A 21,493-nucleotide genomic window follows, 5' to 3' on the forward strand; every position below is an offset into this window, starting at 1 on the left:
ATCCTCCAAAGCAACAGGTGAAATAGGAGCACCTTTGATATAGTATCATCTATAAAATTAGATGTCAATTATTTTCCTGAAAAACTTTAATAGATATTCCTAAAAGTTATGGTTTACGAGGATTATCGACTCTTTCCTAAATGATAGAATCGATAATCCTCGTATTAACCACTTTCTTTTTTCTAAAATAAATGCTTTATCGCTAATTACTCTACAGTAATTGACTCTTCTGTTAGTTCTTCTGCTGTAATAGGTTCAGCATGTCTGTATCTTGGCATACCAGTTCCAGCTGGAACTAATTTACCAATAATTACATTCTCTTTTAATCCTAGTAATTCATCACGTTTTCCTTTAATAGCAGCATCTGTCAGAACTCTTGTAGTTTCTTGGAACGATGCAGCCGATAAGAATGAATCAGTTTCAAGAGATGCTTTTGTAATACCAAGCAATACTGGTCTACCTGTTGCTGGAAGCTTACCTTCTCTTAAAGCTTTTGCGTTAGCATCAGTAAATTGGTGAATATCTAATAGTGTACCTGGTAATACATCTGTCTCACCAGCATCCACTACTCTGATTTTACGTAACATTTGGCGAACCATTACTTCTACGTGTTTATCCCCAATTTCTACCCCTTGCATACGATATACTTTTTGTACTTCGCGAAGTAGATACTCTTGTACTGCTGTAACGTTTTTCACTTTAATTAATTCTTTCGGATCAATAGAACCCTCTGTTAATTCTTGTCCTTGTTCTACAACATCATCGATCTTAACTTTCAATCTTGCTGTGTAAGGAGCAGTATATGTTCTAGTTTCTAATTCACCTTGAACAACAATTTCATGTTGACGGTCTCTGCCTTCATTGATACCAACAATTACCCCTGCCATTTCAGTAATAACTGCTTGCCCTTTTGGATTACGAGCTTCAAATATCTCCTGAATACGAGGTAAACCTTGTGTGATATCGTCCCCTGCAACTCCACCTGTATGGAATGTACGCATTGTTAACTGTGTACCTGGTTCCCCGATAGATTGTGCCGCTATAATACCAACAGCTTCTCCTACTTCCACCTCTTGGCCTGTTGCTAGGTTGCGACCATAACATTTTTTACATACACCATGACGTGTATTACATGTAAATGCAGAACGAATCCATACTTCTTCGATATTCGCCTCTACAATTTCTACTGCTAAGTCTTCTGTGATAAGTCCATTTTCAGGAACAATAACTTCATTCGTTTCTGGATGTTTAATTGATTTTCTTGCATATCTACCAATTAAACGCTCATCAAGAGATTCGATAATTTCTGTACCCTCTTTAAGAGCAGCAACTAACAATCCTCTATCTGTGCCGCAATCATCTTCGCGTACAATGACATCTTGTGCTACATCTACTAGACGACGAGTTAAGTAACCAGAGTCTGCTGTTTTTAACGCTGTATCAGCAAGACCTTTACGTGCTCCGTGAGTAGAGATAAAGTACTCTAATACCGTTAATCCTTCACGGAAACTTGAAATAATCGGTAACTCAATAATTCTACCAGCCGGGTTGGCCATCAAACCACGCATACCAGCAAGCTGTGTAAAGTTAGATGCGTTACCACGGGCACCAGAGTCACTCATCATAAAGATAGGATTTCGTTTATCTAAGGATTTCATTAGCTTCGCTTGAATTGTATCTTTCGCTGCGCTCCAGATAGAAATTACGCGATCATAACGCTCTTCCTCTGTGATTAATCCACGTCTAAATTGCTTCATGACATTATCGACTTTACCTTGTGCTTCATCGATAATTTCTTGTTTTTCACCTAATACAACGATGTCGGCCACACCAACAGTAATACCAGCTTTGGTAGAATGCTTAAATCCTAGATCCTTCATTCTATCCAACATCTTAGAAGTTTCCGTAATCTTGAAACGTTTAAATACTTCAGCGATTATATTCCCTAAAATTTTCTTTTTAAACGGTTCTATGATTGGCAACTCTTTAATAGCAGCTGGCACATCTACACCTGGCTCTACAAAGTATCGTTCAGGAGTTTTTTCTTCTAAGTTTGTTTTAGTTGGTTCGTTAATATACGGGAAAGATTTTGGTAAAATTTCATTGAATACTAGCTTACCAACAGTTGTTAATAACAATTGCTTATTTTGCTCTTCCGTGAATGTTTCATTGTTTAAAGAGCTAGCGCGTACTGCTACACGTGTGTGTAAATGTACATAACCATTTTGATATGCCAAAACAGCTTCGTTCGTATCATTGAAGATCATACCTTCTCCAACTGCACCTTCACGTTCTAATGTTAGATAATAGTTTCCTAATACCATATCCTGAGAAGGAGTAACAACTGGTTTACCATCTTTAGGGTTCAAGATGTTTTGAGCTGCAAGCATAAGTAAACGAGCTTCCGCTTGAGCTTCAGAAGATAAAGGAACGTGAACAGCCATTTGGTCTCCGTCAAAGTCAGCGTTGTATGCTGTACATACTAGCGGATGAAGACGAATCGCACGGCCTTCTACTAAAGTTGGTTCAAACGCTTGGATTCCCAATCTATGTAGAGTTGGGGCACGGTTAAGCAATACTGGATGCTCTTTAATTACTTCTTCAAGCACATCCCACACTTCAGGCTGAAGTCTTTCGATTTTTCTCTTTGCAGATTTAATATTATGAGCAATTCCTTTTTCTACTAACTCTTTCATTACAAAAGGCTTAAACAATTCAATTGCCATTTCTCTAGGAAGGCCACATTGATACATCTTTAAGTTAGGACCAACGACAATAACAGAACGTCCAGAATAGTCAACACGTTTTCCTAATAAGTTTTGACGGAAACGTCCTTGCTTCCCTTTTAGCATGTGAGATAGAGATTTAAGCGGTCTGTTACCAGGACCAGTTACCGGACGTCCACGACGACCATTATCGATTAACGCATCAACAGCTTCTTGAAGCATACGTTTTTCGTTTTGAACGATAATGCTTGGTGCTCCTAAATCTAATAATCTTTTTAAACGGTTATTACGGTTAATAACACGACGATATAAATCATTTAAGTCAGATGTTGCAAAACGTCCACCATCCAATTGAACCATTGGACGCAATTCTGGAGGAATTACTGGAAGTACATCAAGAATCATCCAAGAAGGCTCATTACCAGAACCACGGAACGCTTCTAATACTTCTAGTCTTTTAATGGCACGAGTTCTTCTTTGACCTTGCGCAGTTTTCAATTCTTCTTTTAGTGCATCTACATCTTTATTTAAATCAATATCAGATAGTAGCTTTTTGATTGCTTCAGCTCCCATAGAAGCTTGGAATTTCACACCATATTTATCGCGGTATGCTCTATATTCCTTTTCAGATAGAAGTTGTTTTTTCTCTAAAGCAGTATCGCCTGGATCTGTTACTACATAAGAAGCAAAATAAATAACTTCTTCCAATGCACGTGGAGACATATCTAAAACAAGTCCCATACGGCTAGGGATTCCTTTAAAATACCAAATATGTGAAACTGGAGCTGCTAATTCGATGTGACCCATACGCTCACGACGAACTTTTGCACGAGTAACTTCCACTCCACATCGATCACAAACTACGCCTTTATATCTAACACGCTTGTATTTACCACAGTGACATTCCCAGTCTTTTGTAGGACCAAAAATACGCTCACAGAACAAGCCATCTTTTTCCGGTTTTAAAGTACGATAGTTAATTGTTTCTGGCTTTTTGACTTCACCAAATGACCAAGAACGGATTTTGTCTGGTGAAGCTAGACCTATTTTCATATATTCAAAATTATTAACATCCAACAAGGGTCCTACCTCCCTTTCGATCTTCAGGCTTTTGCCTTACTTAGAACTTCTTAAAAACATTTATAATCAAAGACAGGCCGTCACAAAAGGGTCTGACCTCACGTGAATAATCTATTTATAAAAGATATAAAAGGATCTTCTATCTAGATGTCTTCGTAGTGGAGTCTGACCCTTTCGTTTTTAGACAGGCCATGTACATTACTTTATTATTCTTGCATGCCTACCTTTTCTGACTCAGGCTCTTGCGTTTCCGAAACAATAGTTAGAGATTCTGCTTGATGAATATCATCATCATCCTCTGTGTCTCTCATTTCGATTTCTTCTTCTGTGCTAGATAAGATTTTTACATCTAGCCCTAAGCTTTGTAGCTCTTTCATTAACACGCGGAATGATTCTGGCACACCTGGTTCTGGAACGTTCTCTCCTTTAACAATTGCTTCATATGTTTTCACACGACCAACAACATCATCTGATTTAACAGTAAGAATTTCTTGTAAAGTATAAGCTGCTCCATAAGCTTCAAGCGCCCAAACCTCCATCTCTCCAAAACGCTGACCACCAAATTGAGCTTTTCCTCCTAGTGGTTGTTGCGTTACTAAAGAATATGGTCCAGTAGAACGAGCATGTAGTTTATCATCAACCATGTGGGCAAGTTTAATCATATACATAACACCAACGGATACACGGTTATCAAAAGGTTCACCTGAACGTCCGTCATATAGTACTGTTTTCGCATCTTGTGCCATTCCAGCTTCTCTAATTGTTTCCCATACGTCTTCCTCACGAGCACCATCAAATACAGGGGATGCAACATGGATGTTCAGGCTTCTGGCAGCCATTCCAAGATGCAATTCTAATACTTGACCGATGTTCATACGTGATGGAACACCTAGTGGGTTTAACATGATATCAACTGGTGTTCCGTCTGGTAAATATGGCATATCTTCTTCAGGTAAAATACGGGAGATAACCCCTTTGTTACCGTGACGCCCAGCCATCTTATCGCCTTCATGGATTTTACGTTTTTGAACAATATATACACGTACCAATTGGTTAACGCCTGGTGGCAATTCGTCTCCATCTTCTCTATTGAAGACTTTAACATCATGAACTATACCGCCACCGCCATGCGGAACACGTAAGCTTGTATCACGAACTTCACGAGCCTTTTCACCAAAAATAGCATGTAATAAACGTTCTTCAGCTGTTAATTCTGTTACCCCTTTAGGTGTAACTTTACCAACTAGTAAATCTCCATCTTTCACTTCTGCACCGATGCGAATAATACCGCGATCATCTAAGTTGCGTAATGCATCTTCCCCGACATTCGGGATATCACGTGTAATTTCTTCCGGCCCTAACTTTGTATCACGAGATTCTGATTCATATTCTTCAATATGAATAGAAGTATATACATCATCTTTTACTAAGCGTTCGCTCATGATAATAGCATCCTCGTAGTTGTATCCGTCCCATGTCATAAAGGCAACTAATACGTTACGACCAAGTGCTAATTCACCAAGCTCCATAGAAGGTCCATCTGCTAGAACTTCCCCTTTTGTTACTTTGTTTCCAACAGCAACAATTGGGCGTTGGTTATAGCATGTACCTTGGTTTGAACGAACAAATTTAAGCATTTTATATTTATCAAGATTTCCTTTAACCTCTTGACCATCTACTTCCGAAATACGTCTAACCCAAACTTCACGTGCTTCTACATGTTCAACAATACCAGGATGCTTACAGATAACCGCTGCACCAGAGTCTTTTCCTGAAACGTACTCCATTCCAGTTCCTACTCTTGGAGCTTCTGGTTGCATTAAAGGTACTGCTTGACGTTGCATGTTCGCACCCATCAAGGCACGGTTAGAGTCATCGTTTTCTAAGAATGGGATACATGCTGTCGCAGCAGATACAACCTGCTTTGGAGAAACGTCCATATAGTCTATACGCTCACGCTTAACAACAACGTTCTCATCACGGAAACGTGCAACTACATCTTCATCTAAGAAAGAACCATCTTCTCCTAAACGAGAGTTTGCTTGGGCAACAACGTAGTTATCTTGTTCATCAGCAGTTAAATAATCAATTCTTGATGATACTTTACCTGTTTCAGGATCAACACGTCGATATGGTGTTTCAATAAACCCGAATCTATTCACTTTTGCATAAGAAGATAAAGAGTTAATCAAACCAATATTTGGTCCCTCAGGTGTTTCAATCGGACACATACGGCCATAGTGAGAATAGTGAACGTCACGAACTTCCATTCCTGCGCGTTCTCTTGTTAAACCACCAGGTCCTAAGGCAGAAAGACGACGTTTATGGGTCAATTCAGCCAATGGATTTGTTTGGTCCATAAATTGAGAAAGCTGAGAGCTTCCAAAGAATTCTTTAATGGATGCAATAACAGGTCTAATGTTGATTAGTTGTTGCGGCGTAATCGTATTCGTATCTTGAATAGACATTCTTTCGCGAACAACACGCTCCATTCTAGATAAACCAATACGGAATTGGTTTTGTAACAATTCACCTACAGAGCGTAAACGTCTGTTACCTAAATGGTCAATATCATCTGTTAAACCAACACCATGTAATAAGTTAAAGAAATAACTGATGGAAGCAATAATATCTGCAGGAGAGATGTTTTTCACAGCTTCTTCTACATATGCATTACTAATAACATTAATTTCTTTATCTCCCTCATCCAATGGTGAGTAAATTTTTACCGATTGAACAACAACATCATCCTCTAAAACACCACCATAAGGGCTTAGTTTTTTAAATCCGATATTGTTTTCTAGATTTGGAATAATACGATCAAGTGCACGGCGATCTAGAAGTGTTCCTTTTTCAGCAATGATTTCTCCTGTTTCAGGGTCCACTAGTGTTTCTGCCAGGCGTTGACCAAACAATCTATTTTTTATATGAAGCTTTTTATTAATTTTATAGCGTCCTACATTTGCAAGATCATATCTTTTTGGATCAAAGAATCTTGATACCAATAGACTTTTTGCGTTTTCAACAGTAGGCGGTTCACCAGGACGCAGACGCTCATAAATTTCTAGTAGCGCTTTGTCTGTTCCTTCAGTGTTATCCTTTTCTAAAGTATTGCGTAAATATTCGTTGTCACCAATCAGTTCAAGAATCTCCTGATCAGAACCGAATCCTAATGCACGCAACAGAACAGTAACCGGAAGTTTACGTGTACGGTCAATACGTACATATACAACATCCTTTGCATCTGTTTCATACTCTAGCCATGCTCCACGGTTAGGAATAACCGTTGCGGTAAATCCTTTTTTCCCGTTTTTATCGAGTTTCCCATTATAATATACACTTGGAGAACGTACTAACTGAGAAACGATAACACGTTCCGCACCATTAATAACAAAAGTACCAGTTTCAGTCATAAGCGGGAAATCACCCATGAATACATCTTGGTCTTTTACTTCTCCTGTTTCTTTATTCACAAGACGGACCTTCACACGCAAAGGTGCAGAATATGTAACATCTCGCTCTTTCGATTCTTCCACTGAATACTTAGGATCACCTAAGCTGTAATCAATGAAATCAAGTGATAAATTGCCAGTAAAATCTTCAATAGGTGAAATGTCCTGGAACATTTCTCGCAATCCCTCATCTAAAAACCATTGATAGGAAGAGGTTTGGATTTCAATAAGATTTGGTAATTCTAAAACCTCACTAATACGTGCGTAGCTTCTCCGCTGGCGGTGTCGTCCATACTGAACAAGTTGACCTGTCAACTGATTCACCCCTCAAATCAAACGTTATAGTACATCTATTAACATCTTATAAAATAGGCTTAAAAGCCTGTTTTTATAAGACAAAAAGAAAAAGGGTTTTCCAATCAAAAAACCACATTTTCATATTTCTAATATTATTCTGTTAGTTTTTCCTTCTTACACCAATTTTATACAATAAGATGGATAAAATTGTGAGTTTCAGAAAAATATTATATTGGCATTATACAATGCTATCACAACAAAAAGGACTAGTCAATCTTTTTTGCTTGAATTATAAAATACCCTTTTTTCTTTTCTACTATATTTACCTCTTTAAAAAACGCTTCTAACTTTGCAATCGCCGATGGAGCTCCTTGCTTCTTTTGAATCACTACCCAAAGCTCACCATTTGCTGCTAAATGTTCATAGCTTTGTTCAAAAATATCATGGACTACTTTTTTTCCTGCTCTAATCGGAGGATTTGTTAAGATAGACGCAAACTTAGTCCCTTTCACATCAAGAAGTCGATCACTTTCATAAATTTGAACATTTTCAATACTATTTTGTTGCGCATTTTCTTGTGCTAATTCAATCGCTCTTAAATTAACATCTACCATATGAACCATTCTATCTGGATTTGCTTTTGCAATAGAAAGACCTAATGGACCATAACCACAACCCACATCTAAAATATCTCCATCTATTTTTGGAAATGTATAGGTTTCAATTAATAGCCTAGAGCCAAAATCAACTTCTCTTTTGGAGAAAACCCCATTATCTGTTTTAAAACGTATTGTATTACCTTTAAGTGTAAAATTCCAGTAATTTGGATCGCTATTTACATTCTGGGTTCGGGAATAATAATGTTCTGTCATACGAACACCTCCTTAGGAGAATTTATATAAGGAAGACTACTTGAGGATTAATTGCAAAGCAAGCTATTCTTGCAATGAATTAAAAAAAGCGTAGATGACTTTTAAGCTATCACATACAGTTAGCTGACCCCACCAAATCTTCTCACATAATTAACCTAACAAAAGATGGTTTCAAAAAAAGCCATTTCCTACTGGACTGATTGTAACTAGATGCTTCTTAAGCCTCATACACTTTAGGAAAAAAAAGCCCGCTATTATAGCGAGCTTCTTTTTTTAACTAACATTACTTAACTTCAACGTTAGCTCCAACTTCTTCAAGTTTAGCTTTGATTTCTTCAGCTTCTTCTTTAGAAGCTCCTTCTTTAACTGCTTTTGGAGTGTTGTCAACAAGTTCTTTTGCTTCTTTAAGACCAAGACCTGTGATTTCACGTACAACTTTGATAACTTTGATTTTTTGATCTCCAGCAGATGCAAGAACTACATCAAACTCAGTTTTTTCTGCAGCAGCTTCTCCGCCACCTGCAACTACAGCTACAGGAGCTGCAGCAGTTACTCCAAATTCTTCTTCAATTGCTTTTACTAAATCGTTTAATTCTAAAACAGTCATATTTTTAACTGCTTCTAAGATTTGTTCTTTAGACATTATATTTTTCCTCCTTGTATTTTGGGTTTTTTATGATACGTTTCCGTATAAAATATTAAGCGCCTTGTTCTTCTTTTTGATCTGCAACTGCTTTTGTAGCAAGAGCAAGGTTGCGGATTGGTGCTTGAAGAACGCTGAGTAACATAGAAAGTAAACCTTCGCGTGATGGAAGTTCAGCAAGAGCTTTCACTTCTTCAACTGTTGCTAAGTTTCCTTCGATTACTCCTGCTTTAATTTCTAACGCTTCGTGTTTTTTTGCGAAGTCGTTTAAAATTTTTGCTGGTGCAACAACATCCTCTGTACTGAACGCAATAGCGTTAGGACCAGTTAGAGATTCGTTTAAACCTGCTAATTCAACAGATTCTGCAGCACGGCGAGTTAAAGAGTTTTTGAAAACTTTGAACTCTACTCCTGCTTCACGAAGTTGTTTACGAAGTTCAGTTACTTCTGAAACAGTCAAACCACGGTAGTCAACAACGATTGTTGATTTACTCGCTTTGAATTTTTCAGCAATATCAGATACTATTTGTTGCTTTTGTTCGATTACGCTGCTCATCTTTACACCTCCTGTAGAATTTCTACATTTATACCGACAAATAAAATCCTCCATATCATTTAGACATGGAGGTGTATACAATAGTCGTTCTCACAACTGATCAAATAATCTATCGTATTACCTCGGCAGGACATTAAGCTAAAATTTTAGCACCTACTGTCTACGGTACAAATGTTATTTATTTTTTCAACAAGATGAAGTATATGATATCCATCTCATTTTGTCAAATACCAATTTTTATCAAACAGTAGAAGGATCTACTTTTACGCCAGGACCCATTGTTGAAGTAACAGAAACGTTCTTCATGTAAGTTCCTTTTGCAGCTGCTGGTTTTGCTTTTGACATTGTATCAAAGATAGTTTGGAAGTTTTCAACTAGTTTAGCATCATCAAATGATACTTTACCGATTGGAACATGTACGTTACCAGCTTTATCTACACGGTATTCTACTTTACCAGCCTTAATTTCGTTAACTGCTTTCGTTACATCAAATGTAACTGTTCCAGTTTTAGGGTTTGGCATTAAACCTTTAGGTCCTAATACACGACCAAGTTTACCAACTTCACCCATCATGTCTGGTGTTGCAACGATTACGTCGAAATCAAACCAACCTTGTTGGATTTTATTTATATATTCAGCATCGCCTACATAGTCTGCTCCTGCTGCTTCAGCTTCTTTTAATTTTTCACCTTTAGCGAAAACTAAAACGCGTTGAGTTTTACCAGTTCCGTTTGGAAGAACTACTGCTCCACGGATTTGTTGGTCAGCTTTCTTAGGGTCAACGCCTAGACGGAAAGCAACCTCAACAGATGCATCAAATTTTGTAGTGCTAGTTTTTCTTACTAATTCAATTGCTTCTTGAATTGGGTAAGCTTTAGTACGATCAACAAGTTTGATAGCTTCTAAATACTTCTTACCTTTTTTAGCCATAACTTTATTTCCTCCTTGAATTGTGGTTTTAGCGGAATTACCTCCCACGAATAAAGGTTGCGACTAAAGATTTACCGTCGTCACAACCTTAATCAACACTAACCATATATAGGTTTAGTCTTCAATAACAATACCCATGCTGCGGGCAGTACCTTCAACCATGCGCATAGCGGATTCAACGCTAGCTGCATTTAGATCGGGCATTTTTGTTTCAGCAATCTCGCGTACTTTATCACGCTTAACAGTTGCTACTTTATTACGATTTGGTTCACCAGAACCAGACTCGATACCAGCTGCTTTTTTAAGTAAAACTGCAGCAGGTGGAGTTTTTGTAATAAATGTAAATGAACGGTCTTCGAAAACCGTAATCTCAACAGGAATTATTAAACCAGCTTGTTCAGCTGTACGAGCGTTAAACTCCTTACAGAATCCCATGATGTTTACGCCAGCTTGACCCAATGCAGGACCAACTGGTGGTGCCGGATTCGCTTTAGCTGCTGGGATTTGCAATTTAACAACTTTAATTACTTTTTTAGCCACGAGACACACCTCCTTAAAGTCCGTGATGTGGTAATAGGGGTTTCCCCTCCCACTCAACTTTTCGTCTTTATATGAAATAAAGAAATTTGACAATATCCTATCTCTTTATGAGATATACTGACCTATGAAATAGTAACACTTTTTTAATATCATTTCAAGTTTTCTAGTTAAAATTTTTCAATTTGTGTAAAATCGAGTTCCACAGGGGTATCTCTTCCAAACATATTTACTAGTACTTTAACCTTTGCCTTATCCTTATCAATTTCCTCAACAGTCCCAGTAAAGTTAGCAAATGGACCTTCATTCACCTTCACTGTTTCCCCTAATTCGAACTCAATTTCAATTCTTTGTTCCTCGACACCCATTCTCTTCAGAATCACTTGGACTTCTTCCGGCAAAAGCGGAGTTGGTTTCGAGCCCGATCCAGCAGAGCCTACGAACCCAGTTACACCAGGGGTATTACGAACTACATACCAAGAATCATCTGTCATAACAATTTCTACCAACACATAACCTGGGAAAACTTTTCTTTTTACTACTTTTGTTTTACCATTTCTAATATCGGTTTCTTCTTCTTCAGGTACCACAACGCGGAAAATTTTATCTTGCATCGCCATTGTTTCTACCCTTTTTTCTAAATTGGCTTTCACCTTATTTTCATATCCGGAGTACGTATGCACTACATACCAGTTTTTTTCCATAAAAGAGGACTTTTTCGTCCGTCCCTCCCTGTAACTTTATTTTTTCGTGCTGTTTTTTTATAGTATCTGTAAGGAACAATTCATTTATTTTTCAGCAAATGAAAAAACCCGTTACCGGGCTTTTGTAAATGTTTCCTATCGTTTTACCATTATACCATGAGTAGACAACTGTTATTCAAGTATTAAACGAATAAGTTCAGAAATTCCTAAATCAACAACCGCAAAGAAGATAGCAAAAAAGACAACAGTTACAAGAACTGTGAGCGTATAATTAGTTAACTCTTTCTTTCTTGGCCAACTAACCTTTCTTAACTCTCTACCAACTTCGCGAAAATACTTAACAGCACTTTGCATTTTGTTACCTCCATCTTTAAGTGCGGGTAATTTATTCTAAAAAATCGTTATTTTGTTTCTTTATGAACGGTGTGAGCATTACAATTTTGACAAAATTTCTTTATCTCCAAACGGTCTGTTCCATTGTTACTCACAGTAGAATAATTTCTTGACCCACATTTTTCACATGCTAACACAAGCTTTTTTCTCATTTCACATTACACCTACTACGTCCTTTATATCTTCTCAAACTGTATCATGGACACGCATAAGATGTCAATATCAGTAAATATTTGCTATTTCAAAAAAACATTGATGCTTAAAGCGAAAATTCTCTTATTTCTAAATATCGCTCTAACTTTCTCTTCACTCGTTGTAGAGCATTATCAATAGACTTTACATGTCTATTTAATTCTTCAGAAATTTCCTGATAAGATTGACCATCAAGATATAGAGACAATACTTTTCTTTCTAAATCACTCAATAATTCAGACATTTTTATCTCGATATGATCATATTCTTCCTGATTAATGATTAATTCTTCTGGATCAAGAACCTTTGCACCAGATATAATATCCATTAATGTTCGATCAGATTCTTCATCATAGATAGGCTTGTCCAAAGAAACATAAGAATTTAAAGGAATATGCTTTTGCCTAGTTGCCGTTTTAATAGCAGTTATAATCTGGCGTGTTATACATAGTTCTGCAAAAGCTTTAAATGAGGAGAGTTTGTCCTCTTTAAAGTCACGAATCGCCTTATAAAGACCAATCATTCCTTCTTGTACAATATCTTCTTTGTCTGCTCCGATTAAGAAATAGGATCTGGCTTTAGCTCGCACAAAGTTACGATACTTTTGAATTAAGTAATCTAAAGCATCACTTTCCCCTTTGTGCACCAATTCCACTAACACTTCATCTTCAAGTTCCATATAATTTCTAATATATTCGTTACTCTTAGTCCAGTTGTCAGTACTCATACAGATCCCCCCGACCGTGCAATCATGGATAAATCCATTATACTCTAGCTTTTTTTTGAGCGTCAACAACTCATTTCTCTCCACGGCGCCATTTTTCGAAAATTTCTTCTATTTCTCTCGAAAGCGGAATCTTAGCAACAGGCTTTTTTTCTTTTATTTTTTTTACTTTTTTCCCTATTTCCTGCTCCATGCCACCCATCTCTATCCACAATTCCCGGGCTGATTTTCGCAGGGCACCTTGTCCAAAAATCGCCCACTGTTCCGTAAAATCTGATGTCGCAACATGTATTTGTGTTTTTCTGTTATTTAGCTCAATAGCAAGCTTTTCAATCCGTTCATCAGCTGTTTCGTTTTCCCGAGTAAAAATGACTTCCACCTTGTAATCTTTATACTTTTTCTCTGTCCCCTTCACATAATAGGCATCAAATACAACTATTACTCGATATCCTGAATATCCCTGATACTCCGCCATTTTACTAACCAAAGCATCCCTTGCTGCTGCAAGATCTTTATGTTTTAGCGCATTTAATTCTGGCCAAGCTCCAATAATGTTATATCCATCGACGATAAGAATATCCATTTTTATCCCTCAAGTGGATGGCGTTTCCGATATACCTCATACATTAAAAGTGCGGCTGCAACAGAAGCATTTAACGAAGTGACAGCTCCAGCCATAGGTAAATGAATAAGGAAATCACATTTATCCTTAATCAGCCTTCCCATGCCTTTTCCTTCACTACCAATCACTAATCCTAATGGCATCGTTCCATCGAATCTCCGATAATCTTCACTTCCTTTTGCATCTGTTCCTGCAATCCATATTCCTCTCGTCTTAAGTTCCTCTATCGTCCTTGCCATATTTGTCACACGTACAACAGGAATATGCTCAATAGCACCTGTGGAAGCTTTGGCTACAGTTGCCGTTAAACCTACTGCCCGTCTCCGAGGAATAATAATGCCGTGCGCACCTACTGCATCAGCCGTTCTCATGATAGATCCTAAATTATGCGGATCCTCAATTTCATCAAGCAACAAGAAAAAGGGTGTTTCTTGCTTCTTTTCTGCTAATGCAAACAAATCATCTATTTCTGCATACTGATAGGCAGCCACTTGCGCTACAACCCCTTGATGATTCGCATCTACCAAGCTATCTAATTTTTTTTTGGGAACGAATTGAACGAGTACATTTTCCTGTTTAGCTAAACCGATTACTGTTTGCATTTGGCCCTTTTGGGATCCTTCGGCAATAAGTATTTTATTTACATCTCTTTCTGATTTTAATGCTTCAATTACTGCATTTTTTCCAACAATAAAGTCACTAGACACTTTTTGCTCCTCCTATTTGCTTTCAATGATAGAAAAAGCCGCTTGGATTATTTCCTCAAGTCGCTCTTCTTTCATCGCTAAATATAAATATCCTAATACCGCTTCAAAACCAGTACTATATCGATATGTCTGTACATCCGTATTTTTAGGGACCGTACCCGATTTTGCATTTCTTCCCCTCTTTAATACTGCTATTTCCTCTTCCGAAAAAAATTCCTTTTCAAGGAGGTGATGCACTACTTTTGCCTGTCCTTTAGCTGATACATATCTGGTAGCTTCCCTATGAAGCTGATTTGGCTTCACTTTTCCGCTATATAACAAATGTCTTCTTACATATATTTCAAGAACAGCATCACCCATATAGGCAAGGGCAAGGCTGTTCAATTGCTTTTCATCTACTTTTTTTTCATAGAGAAGCATCTTTTACCCTCTTTTCCATCGTATACCTTGTGCTGTGTCCTCTAAAATGATATTCATTGCCTTTAATTGATCTCTAATTTGATCAGCAAGGGCAAAATTTCTATCCTTTCTTGCTTGTGTTCTTTTTTCAATCAGTGCTTCTATTTCTTCATCTAATAATTCCTCATCAAGAGATAGGGATAGACCAAGCACTCCAAATAATTCTTCAAATTCATTCATAAAAGCATGAATAACAGCAGGTGATGTTGTCTTTTCAAGTAGGTAATAGTTTGCTTGCTTCGATAATTCAAATAGAACAGATATTCCGTTCGCTGTATTAAAATCATCATCCATACTTTCAACAAATTGTTTTCGAAGATCAGCAATTTTAGCAATCCATTCGTCATTTGTATCAGTAAGATCTGTACTTGCTGTACTGCGATGCTTTAAGTTTTCATAAGAAGTCCGAATTCTTTCTAAACCAGCTCTTGTCTTTTCCAATACCTCTTCACTATAGTTAATTGGATTGCGATAATGAACAGATAGCATAAAGAATCTTAACACTTGTGGATCATGAATTTTAATAATATCGTTTACCGTAATAAAATTCCCAAGCGACTTAGACATCTTCTCATTATCAATATTAATATATCCATTATGCATCCAATAATTAGCAAAAGTCTTTCCAGTTAATGCTTCAGACTGAGCAATTTCATTTTCGTGATGGGGAAATGCCAAATCCTGCCCGCCTGCATGGATATCAATGGTATCACCCAAATATTTGCGGACCATTGCAGAGCATTCGATATGCCACCCCGGACGCCCTTGCCCCCAAGGACTTTCCCAGAAAATCTCTCCATCTTTCGCCTTCTTCCATAGAGCGAAATCTAATGAATCTTGTTTTTTCTCTCCTACTGCAATTCTAGCACCTGAGCGCAGTTCATCAATGGATTGATGAGAGAGCTTACCATATCCATTAAAAGCTCTTGTATGATAATAGACATCACCTTCTGACTCATAGGCAATGCCCTTTTCAATTAATGCAGCAATAAAATCGATAATAATATCCATATTCTCTGTTACACGGGGATGCGAATCAGCTTTTTTGCAGCCCAATGCGGAAACATCCTCAAAGTATGCATGGATAAAGCGGTCAGCAATAACCGGTACTGTTTCTCCAAGTTCATTTGCTGCTTTAATCAATTTATCATCCACATCAGTGAAGTTGGATACGTATTGTACATCATAACCACGGAATTCTAGATAGCGACGAACTGTGTCAAAAATAATAGCAGGACGAGCATTACCAATATGGATATAATTATAGACTGTTGGTCCACACACATACATTTTTACCTTTCCCTCTTCAAGTGGAACAAAGTCCTCCTTTACTCTTGATAAAGTGTTATATATTTGAATAGACATTACTTATAACTCCTTTCATCCTGTAATTCTTTTAGTTGTTCTTTTAATTGAGTAATTTCCATTTCCATTTCTTTTAGTCGATCAGCAACTGGATCTGGTAAATCACAATGATTTAAGTCTTTCTTTATTTTAATACCATCTTGTACCTTTACTCTCCCCGGAATACCTACAACCGTTGAATTTGCTGGTACGTCTCTAAGCACAACGGAACCAGCACCGATTTTCGCATTTTCCCCAATAACAATTGATCCTAATACTTTGGCTCCGGAGGCAATCAGCGCATTATCCTTAACAGTCGGATGTCTTTTTCCTTTTTCTTTCCCTGTTCCCCCAAGCGTTACTCCCTGAAAAATGGTGACATTATCCCCAATTTCACACGTCTCCCCTATGACAACGCCCATTCCGTGATCAATAAATAGTCGATTTCCGATCTTTGCTCCTGGGTGTATTTCAATACCTGTCAAAAAGCGGCAAAATTGTGAGATGACCCTAGCTAGGAAGAACCTTTTATGTCTATATAAAAAATGAGCAATTCGATGAAACCATATGGCATGCAACCCTGAGTAGGTTAAGATAACCTCTATTGAGCTTCTTGCAGCAGGATCTTGTTCAAACACAACTGCAACATCCTCTTTTATGCGCCGAAACATACTAATCTCCCCCCATTTGCAACTATATTCTGCTTTCTAACAGTCATACTCCTTAAAAATGGATCGTTGTTCTTTCGCTTCATTTCCTAAAATAATTATTTTTATGCAAAAGATACATCAGTTTAATACCATTATTGTTAATATAAAATTAGAACTTAGAAATTCTCCCGACTCTCCATACAGACAATACTCTAAAAACAAATCTATCACCACAAGGTAAACGTACTCCCTCCAAATAGCAAGTTCGCTCTTACCTTTAATGAATAAAGAAACCTTCATTAGTCGAGGGCCCTCTCCCGATGGTTTGTTGAACCAATGGGACCTTTACGGAAAGTTAACCTCCCACTTATCTTCTTATTTTCCATAAGCTTTTAGGAGAATTACTGTCCATTAAGAATGGGATAAATCCATAAAAAAAGCGTCTCTGTCTAAAAAAGACAGAGACGCTTTTTGAGGCGCGGTTCCACTCTGTTTAGACTATCGCTCGTAAACGATAATCTCCACTCAATCCCTGTTAACGGATAGGTTCCGCCTCTATCTACTAAAACATTTTTTCGATATAGGACTCTGAGGCGCACTTCAAAAAAGAGGTTACTTGAATCACTTTCAGCCGGGTGATGATTCTCTCTAATAAGCTTCTCCTTTTTTACTTTTCCTCATCTACGATTTTTCTATATAGCTTTCCTATTACTATATTACATTTCCCTAGAAATGTTAACTAATTAATGCTGTTAATCTTGCATCAATTTTTTCTCTTCCTAGAAGCTCAATGGCTTTTGGTAAATCTGGTCCATGCGTTTGTCCTGTTGTAGCAACTCGAATTGGCATAAATAAGTTTTTACCCTTTTGACCGGTAGCCTTTTGAACTGCTTTAATGGAAGCCTTTATCTGATCAGCACTCCATTCCGACATTTCAGCTAATGCTTCTTTAAAGGCTTGTACTACTGCAGGAACTTGTTCCCCAGCTAAAACTTCTTTTGCTTCTTCATCATAATGAATTTCGTCACTGAAGAACAAAGTAGATAAGTCTACAATATCTGCTCCACAGCTCATTTGTTCTTGGTATAAAGCAACCAAATTATTTACCCATGCCTCTTCTTCAGCAGAACGATTTTCATTCACTAAGCCAGCTTTTTCTAAATGTGGAACAGCTAGACGCACAACAGTTTCTATATTTGCCTTTTTAATATATTGATTATTCATCCATGCCAATTTATTTTGATCAAATAGCGCAGGAGATTTAGACAATCTCGCTGGATCAAAAATACGAATAAATTCTTCAATAGAGAATAATTCCTCTTCGCCTTCTGGAGACCAGCCTAATAAAGCAATAAAATTGAATAACGCTTCAGGTAAATAGCCTAGTTCTTCATATTGCTCAATAAATTGAATAATTGATTCATCACGCTTACTCAATTTCTTTCTGCTTTCATTGACAATTAATGTCATATGCCCAAATATCGGTCTTTCCCAACCAAATGCATCATAGAGCATCAATTGTTTTGGTGTATTGGTAATATGATCATCTCCACGTAAAACATGGGTGATATCCATTAAATGATCATCAATAGACACAGCAAAGTTATATGTTGGAGTCCCGTCCTTTTTAACAATGACATAATCGCCAATTGTTTCTGATTCAAAAGAAACTTCCCCTTTAACCATATCATTAAATTCATAAACAACATTTTCAGGAACACGAATTCGAATACTAGGCTGTCTTCCCTCAGCTTCTAATTTCCCCTGTTGTTCTTTTGTTAAATGGCGACATTTGCCTGAATACTTAGGTGTTTCTCCTTTGCTTACTTGTTCTTCTCTTTCTGCTTCAATTTCCTCTTCCGTACAATAACATTTATAAGCAAGTCCTTTTTCCAATAATTCTGTGTAGTACTTTTTGTAAATATCATTTCTTTCAGACTGACGATACGGGCCATATTCACCACCAACATCCGTACTTTCATCCCAGTCCATTCCAAGCCATTTTAAATATTTCAGCTGGCTTTCTTCTCCACCTTGAATATTTCTTTTTTTATCAGTATCTTCAATGCGGATAATAAACTTTCCGCCTTTACTACGTGCAAATAAATAATTAAATAATGCTGTACGCGCATTCCCAATATGCAGATGTCCCGTTGGACTTGGAGCATAACGAACACGAATTTCGTTAGACATGCTTGTGCCTCCTTGATTACTTACGCTTTTTCTAATCTATTCTATCACTTTGCTTTTTCCTTTAAAAGGTTTCGTCCTTAATTACCTATCATTTATCCATTTCTTTTTTGGAGTAATACAACCGCTTGTGATGCAATTCCTTCTCCTCTTCCAGTAAACCCTAATTTCTCTGTAGTAGTCGCTTTTACATTTACATTTTCCTGTTCTGTTTCGAGCAACTCCGCAATCCTTGCTTGCATTGCCTGAATATGGGGTGCCATTTTAGGTTGCTGTGCCATAATCGTACAATCAGCATTTACTAATTTATAGCCTTTTTCCTTCACTATTTGCCATACATGCTGCAATAGTTTTGCTGAATCAGCATCTTTAAATGCATCATCCGTATCTGGAAAATGCTTTCCAATATCTCCTTCTCCAATAGCTCCTAAACAGGCATCCGCAATCGTATGTAGTAAAACATCTGCATCAGAGTGTCCGAGCAGTCCCTTTTCATGCGGTATTTCTATCCCACCGATAATAAGCGGCCTGCCGACTACTAATTGATGAACATCAAAACCTTGTCCAATCCGAAACATCTTAAAAATCCTCCAGTCTTTTTCCCTTATTAAAAAATATTACTCTCTCGCTAGTTCTTTATTTTTCGCTTCGCTACTATTGCTTCAGCAAAGTATAAATCTTCCGGTGTCGTCAATTTAATATTGTCATAGTTTCCTTCAACAATGTGAACAGCTTGTCCAAATCTCTCCACCAAACTAGCATCGTCTGTACCTATATATGTATCTACAACCGCCTTTTCATGTGCCTCTTTTAAAATGGAAATGCGAAAAGCTTGTGGGGTCTGAATAGCCCACAAGCTTGAACGCTCAACTGTTTCCACTACCAAATCACCATCAACCCTTTTGACAGTATCTTTAATTGGTACTGCTAAAACAGCTGCGCCACTTTCCTCTGCAACCTTTGTCAATCTAGCTATTTGATCTGTTTGAATAAAAGGTCTAGCCGCATCATGAACAAGAACGATCGTATCATCCGATATTTCCTTTACTGCATGGTAGACACTGTGTTGTCTTTCACTACCACCCTCAATTAGTGCAGCAACTTTCATAATTGCATATTTCTTTACTAGTTCACTCATTTGTTTTTTATCGTCTGAACTAACTACCAACCAAATTCCATTACAGTTTGGATCATTTTCGAAAACAAGTAAGGTATGAATAAATACTGGTAAATGGTCTAACTCAAGAAACAGTTTGTTCTTTCCTAATCCCATTCGTTTCCCTTGTCCAGCTGCCGGAATAATGACTTCATAAGCCATGTTACTAACCCCTATTCTTACAATGCTTTTTCTAATAACTTTGGTTTAGCAAAAATCATTCGACCCGCAGACGTCTGCAAGACACTTGTTACAAGAACATCTATATGTTTTCCAATATAATTGCGTCCTTCTTCCACAACAATCATTGTTCCATCATCTAGATATGCAACACCTTGATTATGTTCTTTCCCGTCTTTGATAATTTGGATTTTCATCTCTTCTCCAGGAAGAACAACCGGTTTTACGGCATTTGCCAAGTCGTTAATATTAAGAACAGCAACCTTCTGCAGTTCACAAACTTTATTTAGGTTAAAATCATTCGTTACAACAACACCATTAGTCAATTTAGCTAATTTAACTAGTTTACTATCTACTTCTGTGATATCTTCAAAATCACCTTCGTAAATTTCCACTTTAATCGCTAACTCTTTTTGTATCCGATTAAGAATATCTAACCCTCTTCTTCCTCGATTACGTTTAAGCGCATCTGATGAATCTGCTATATGCTGAAGCTCTCCAAGAACAAATTGCGGAATAACAATGGTGCCCTCTAGGAACCCTGTTTGGCAAATATCCGCAATTCTCCCATCAATAATAACACTAGTATCCAATATTTTTAAATTACTTTTTTCAACTTTTAAGGGTTCTTCTTCCACTACTTTTTTCTTTCTTGCTGTGAAGAGCGTTAACAGTTCATCTCTCTTCTTAAAGCCAACTTGAAAACCTAAATATCCAAAAAGTAATGACAAAAGAATTGGCGCGACATTATTAAGCACAGGAACAGATGTTAACGCATACCCTACTAAAAAGGCCAAAGTTAACCCAAATCCTATTCCAACACTACCAAAAATAATATCTGTTATTGGAGCCTTTACAATCGATTCTTCCAAGAACTTGATAAAGTTAACAATATAATCAATCGCCCAAAAAGTAATAAGATAAAAAATAATGGCACCAAGTATTGCTGACACATATGCGTTATTAATAAGATTATGATCAATAGACATTATGGAGAATAAATCAGGAATGAATAAAAATCCTATTGTTCCTCCAATAATTAAAAAACAAATTTGAACAATGCGTTTTAACAATACTTC

20 protein-coding genes and 2 other annotated features are annotated in these 21,493 nt (G+C 37.3%); all 20 genes read right to left on the reverse strand.

All coding sequences use genetic code 11. From position 1 onward, the window contains the following. Positions 1-206: 206 nt before the first annotated feature. The 20 genes from rpoC to ADJ83_RS13115 all read right to left on the reverse strand — a co-directional run bounded on the left by rpoC (position 207) and on the right by ADJ83_RS13115 (position 21,487). Positions 207-3,806, reverse strand: coding sequence for a DNA-directed RNA polymerase subunit beta' (rpoC, locus tag ADJ83_RS13025; protein ID WP_048717903.1), 3,600 nt, complete (start codon positions 3,804-3,806; stop codon positions 207-209). Between the two features lie 206 nt (positions 3,807-4,012). Further along, positions 4,013-7,573 carry a DNA-directed RNA polymerase subunit beta gene (rpoB, locus tag ADJ83_RS13030; RefSeq protein WP_048717906.1) on the reverse strand — a complete coding sequence of 1,187 codons (3,561 nt, stop codon included), beginning with the start codon at positions 7,571-7,573 and terminating at the stop codon, positions 4,013-4,015. 248 nt (positions 7,574-7,821) lie between these two features. After that, positions 7,822-8,427 (reverse strand): class I SAM-dependent methyltransferase, encoded by a 606-nt coding sequence (locus tag ADJ83_RS13035; protein WP_031537891.1) that lies wholly within the window; start codon positions 8,425-8,427, stop codon positions 7,822-7,824. A 283-nt stretch (positions 8,428-8,710) separates the two neighbouring features. Then, complete coding sequence (gene rplL, locus ADJ83_RS13040; RefSeq protein WP_016204548.1) at positions 8,711-9,070, reverse strand: 50S ribosomal protein L7/L12; 360 nt, start codon at positions 9,068-9,070, stop codon at positions 8,711-8,713. Positions 9,071-9,125: 55 nt separating this feature from the next. Continuing rightward, on the reverse strand, positions 9,126-9,626 hold the full coding sequence (gene rplJ, locus ADJ83_RS13045; RefSeq protein ID WP_031537890.1) for a 50S ribosomal protein L10: 501 nt from the start codon (positions 9,624-9,626) through the stop codon (positions 9,126-9,128). Positions 9,627-9,658: 32 nt separating this feature from the next. Next, positions 9,659-9,810: a sequence feature (ribosomal protein L10 leader region), on the reverse strand. 56 nt (positions 9,811-9,866) lie between these two features. Beyond that, positions 9,867-10,556, reverse strand: coding sequence for a 50S ribosomal protein L1 (rplA, locus tag ADJ83_RS13050; RefSeq protein WP_031537889.1), 690 nt, complete (start codon positions 10,554-10,556; stop codon positions 9,867-9,869). Positions 10,557-10,670: 114 nt separating this feature from the next. Beyond that, positions 10,671-11,096, reverse strand: coding sequence for a 50S ribosomal protein L11 (rplK, locus tag ADJ83_RS13055; RefSeq protein ID WP_031537888.1), 426 nt, complete (start codon positions 11,094-11,096; stop codon positions 10,671-10,673). A gap of 167 nt (positions 11,097-11,263) precedes the next feature. Then, the gene (gene nusG / locus ADJ83_RS13060; RefSeq protein WP_016204544.1) at positions 11,264-11,797 is read right to left on the reverse strand and encodes a transcription termination/antitermination protein NusG; all 534 of its coding nucleotides are present in this window, start codon (positions 11,795-11,797) and stop codon (positions 11,264-11,266) included. A gap of 171 nt (positions 11,798-11,968) precedes the next feature. Then, positions 11,969-12,151, reverse strand: a complete 183-nt coding sequence (gene secE / locus ADJ83_RS13065; RefSeq protein WP_031537887.1) for a preprotein translocase subunit SecE — start codon at positions 12,149-12,151, stop codon at positions 11,969-11,971. Positions 12,152-12,198: 47 nt separating this feature from the next. Next, positions 12,199-12,342, reverse strand: coding sequence for a 50S ribosomal protein L33 (gene rpmG, locus ADJ83_RS24925; protein ID WP_081836646.1), 144 nt, complete (start codon positions 12,340-12,342; stop codon positions 12,199-12,201). 107 nt (positions 12,343-12,449) lie between these two features. Then, entirely contained in the window at positions 12,450-13,109 is a 660-nt protein-coding gene (gene sigH / locus ADJ83_RS13070; RefSeq protein ID WP_048717910.1) for an RNA polymerase sporulation sigma factor SigH, read from the reverse strand. Positions 13,110-13,179: 70 nt separating this feature from the next. Continuing rightward, positions 13,180-13,689, reverse strand: a complete 510-nt coding sequence (locus ADJ83_RS13075; RefSeq protein ID WP_048717912.1) for an NYN domain-containing protein — start codon at positions 13,687-13,689, stop codon at positions 13,180-13,182. Between the two features lie 2 nt (positions 13,690-13,691). Then, positions 13,692-14,435 carry a 23S rRNA (guanosine(2251)-2'-O)-methyltransferase RlmB gene (gene rlmB, locus ADJ83_RS13080; protein WP_048717913.1) on the reverse strand — a complete coding sequence of 248 codons (744 nt, stop codon included), beginning with the start codon at positions 14,433-14,435 and terminating at the stop codon, positions 13,692-13,694. A 12-nt stretch (positions 14,436-14,447) separates the two neighbouring features. Then, positions 14,448-14,855, reverse strand: a complete 408-nt coding sequence (locus ADJ83_RS13085; RefSeq protein ID WP_048717914.1) for a Mini-ribonuclease 3 — start codon at positions 14,853-14,855, stop codon at positions 14,448-14,450. A gap of 3 nt (positions 14,856-14,858) precedes the next feature. Beyond that, on the reverse strand, positions 14,859-16,259 hold the full coding sequence (gene cysS / locus ADJ83_RS13090; protein WP_048717917.1) for a cysteine--tRNA ligase: 1,401 nt from the start codon (positions 16,257-16,259) through the stop codon (positions 14,859-14,861). Then, positions 16,259-16,909, reverse strand: a complete 651-nt coding sequence (gene cysE, locus ADJ83_RS13095) for a serine O-acetyltransferase (protein ID WP_048717919.1) — start codon at positions 16,907-16,909, stop codon at positions 16,259-16,261. The genes cysS and cysE overlap by 1 nt, the downstream gene beginning before the upstream one ends. 436 nt (positions 16,910-17,345) lie before the next feature. Beyond that, positions 17,346-17,581 (reverse strand) — a binding site (T-box leader). Positions 17,582-17,623: 42 nt separating this feature from the next. Beyond that, positions 17,624-19,081, reverse strand: coding sequence for a glutamate--tRNA ligase (gene gltX, locus ADJ83_RS13100; RefSeq protein WP_048717921.1), 1,458 nt, complete (start codon positions 19,079-19,081; stop codon positions 17,624-17,626). A gap of 92 nt (positions 19,082-19,173) precedes the next feature. Continuing rightward, positions 19,174-19,656, reverse strand: a complete 483-nt coding sequence (gene ispF / locus ADJ83_RS13105; protein ID WP_048717923.1) for a 2-C-methyl-D-erythritol 2,4-cyclodiphosphate synthase — start codon at positions 19,654-19,656, stop codon at positions 19,174-19,176. A gap of 50 nt (positions 19,657-19,706) precedes the next feature. After that, on the reverse strand, positions 19,707-20,396 hold the full coding sequence (ispD, locus tag ADJ83_RS13110; protein WP_031537876.1) for a 2-C-methyl-D-erythritol 4-phosphate cytidylyltransferase: 690 nt from the start codon (positions 20,394-20,396) through the stop codon (positions 19,707-19,709). A gap of 17 nt (positions 20,397-20,413) precedes the next feature. Beyond that, positions 20,414-21,487: a PIN/TRAM domain-containing protein gene (locus ADJ83_RS13115; RefSeq protein ID WP_031537875.1), complete on the reverse strand. Its 1,074-nt coding sequence runs from the start codon at positions 21,485-21,487 to the stop codon at positions 20,414-20,416. Positions 21,488-21,493: the final 6 nt, after the last annotated feature.

It is taken from the genome of Bacillus sp. 522_BSPC, assembly GCF_001076885.1.
GTDB classification, from domain to species: Bacteria; Bacillota; Bacilli; order Bacillales; family Cytobacillaceae; genus Niallia; species Niallia hominis.